Source organism: Pseudoalteromonas sp. SR45-5 (assembly GCF_014163565.1).
Lineage (GTDB): Bacteria > Pseudomonadota > Gammaproteobacteria > Enterobacterales > Alteromonadaceae > Pseudoalteromonas > Pseudoalteromonas distincta.
The window spans coordinates 1-2707 of record NZ_JACJDN010000543.1; the positions used below are offsets into that span (position 1 = coordinate 1).

Below are 2707 nucleotides of genomic sequence, written 5' to 3' on the forward strand. Positions count from 1 at the left end.
TATATCAATTCCATATTCCAGTAATGCTAATTAATTTTTTTAATGCTGAGCTGCAAATTTAGTGTGTTACTCAAAAACTCTTCATTCGAAAAATAAGAATGAATATGAAATTATTTACATTGCACACGTTAATGATAGTCGTTATCATTCGCAACGTTTTATAAACCTCTTCTCTGGATCAATATGTTTAACCAAAAATATCTGGCGCTCAGTATTGCTGCGTCTTTTTCTGCTTTTTCTAATGTGGCATTTGCCGAGCAAAATAACGATATTGAAAAAATAGAAGTAACTGGCCGTGCCCAGCAATTTTACCTAGAAACCGAAAGTAAAATTGGTACCAAAACTAATTTAGATCTTATTAAGCTTCCGCAATCGGCTCAGGTGTTAACCGAGCAACTTATTATTGACCAAGCCGCGCGCGACATTACCGATTTATACCGCTCTATTGCGGGTGTCAGTGAATACAGCTACTCAGGCGTAACTTTTCGTGGTTTTAGAGATGACGCCAATGTATTTTACGATGGCGTACGTGGCGACCCATATTCGGGCTTTGGTGTACCGCAGTTATTTAATGTTGAACGTGTTGAAGTATTAAAAGGGCCTGCCTCTGCTTTGTATGGCGGGGGCGAACCTGGTGGGATGATTAATTACGTAACCAAAAAGCCAAGCTACACACAAAAACGCGAACTAAAGCTTACTTTAGGTAACTACAACACCCGTGGTGCATCACTCGATATGACAGGTGGTTTAAGCGATACAATGGCTTATAGATTGGGTGGTTACTATGAAGAGCAAGACAGCTTTCGTAACAATGCAGACTCAAAAAACACCGAGCTGACAGGCGGATTGTTATTTGATTTAACAGATTCAACAACCTTAACCACAAGTGTTGACTACATTAAACAAGACCTAAGCGGAAACCGCTTACGTGGCGTACCGGTAGATGACAACGGTAACTTTTTAGTTGACCCAAGTTATAACGCCAATGAGGCGTTTGATTATCAAAATATGGAAGCTTTGGTGCTTCAAGCAGAACTTAGCCATTATTTTAATGATGATTTTTCGTTAAGTACTACGTTTCGGTACATGGATAACGAGCGAGACCAAGCCTACCATGAGTCGCAAAGCTGGGTAGATGTAAATGGTGATGGCGTTGCCAATATCGATGATGAAACGATTAAGCGTGAATACCGTAAGCAATTTCGTGCCAATAAAGAGGCAAGTGTAACCACCGACTTTGTTTATAACTTTGGACAAGGACAATTAACCCATCAGTTTTTATTTGGTGGTGATTACCACACCGTTGATACCGAATATGACTACTTTCGTGCTCGATATGAGGCCGATGGCGTCGCTAATTTAAATATTTTTAATTTAAACTACGGTGAAACCGATCCAAGTACTTATAACCTTACCGACATGAACCGCGATGGCGTAGATACCGACCGATTTGGTGTATACGCGCAAGACGTAATTAGCATAGGCGAGCAGTGGACAATAATTGCAGGTTTGCGCTATGACCATTTTAAAGAGTTTAACCAAGAAACTGGTTTTAGTTACTCAGATAACGACATAACGCCGCGTGTTGCTGTTACTTATCAGCCAGTAGAAAACACATCGGTATATATTAATTACTCAGAGAGCTTTAACCCTACATCATCAGCGGACCAAGAAGATGTAGCAGGCGAAGGTAATTTAGAACCAGAAACCGGCAAGCAAACCGAGCTAGGTATGAAAAACCAATGGCTCGACGGCAAAATAATGAGCACCTTTGCAATTTACCAAATTAATAAAGAAAACGTGGTAATGAGCAACCCTGACGATACGGGAGCGGGGGATGGCATTGCTGCACTTTTAAATATAGGTGAAGTAGAAAGCCGAGGATTTGAAACAACTTTAGTCGGTGATTTATCAGCGCACTGGACCGTAACGGCTAACTACGCATACAACGATACACAAGTGGTAGACGGCGTAACGGGTGATACGCTTTCAAATACATTTGGAGATGGTTCGCGCTTTGCTAATGCACCACGCCACCAGGCAGGTTTATGGACTCGCTACGCTATTGATTCAATTGACTCATCAATTGCATTTGGTGCAAATTACGTAAGTGAGCAACTGAGTACCAGTGGTCAAAAAGTAAAACCATTTACCGTATTTGATATGAGCTGGACGAGTCGTTTTGACGACGTATTACTGAGTGTAAATATTAATAACCTGTTTGATAAAGAATATGCTGTAAGTGGATTTAGTGAACGAAATGGCCATTTTCCTGGCAGCCCTCGTGAAATTATTGGGCAAATAACCTACAAGTTTTAATACTTATTAGCGCGAGAGTTATTCGCGCTTTTTTTTAAGTGTCGCCTTGCACCTTTTTATCACTATTAAATTTAGCAGCTTCTTGAGTAGTGTTAATAGCCGTAATAGGGAAGGGGATTACAATACCTTCTTTTTTATAGCGTTTATGCAGGGCTTTTATAAAAGCAGATTTAACCCAAAAGCGATTAAAGTATTCTTTAGCTCTAAGCATTACCGTAAAGTTAATGCTTGATCTATCAAAGGTATGAAAAACCACAAAGGTATTGTAATCATCAACGCCCCATTCGTGTGAAATAAGTATTTCACGAGCCACTTCAAGTGTTACTTGCTCAACAAATTCTAAATCTGAATCGTAATGCACGCTTATATCAACAGGTACGCTTAGCTC

The 2707-nt window shown here is 40.1% G+C and carries 1 protein-coding gene and 1 pseudogene; one reads left to right on the plus strand and one right to left on the minus strand.

The window, feature by feature from the left end; translation table 11 throughout:
• The first annotated feature begins 183 nt into the window (after window positions 1–183).
• Window positions 184–2319 carry a TonB-dependent siderophore receptor gene (locus tag H5072_RS16265; protein WP_182694119.1) on the plus strand — a complete coding sequence of 712 codons (2136 nt, stop codon included), beginning with the start codon at window positions 184–186 and terminating at the stop codon, window positions 2317–2319.
• Between the two features lie 34 nt (window positions 2320–2353).
• On the opposite strand, the pseudogene H5072_RS16270 reads toward H5072_RS16265, so the two are convergent.
• Window positions 2354–2707: pseudogene (locus H5072_RS16270) on the minus strand (mechanosensitive ion channel domain-containing protein); the annotation flags it as partial.

Coding starts and splice junctions, on each gene's coding strand:
- H5072_RS16265 (WP_182694119.1), top strand. CDS start 184: ATGTTTAACCAAAAATATCTGGCGCTCAGTATTGCTGCGTCTTTTTCT.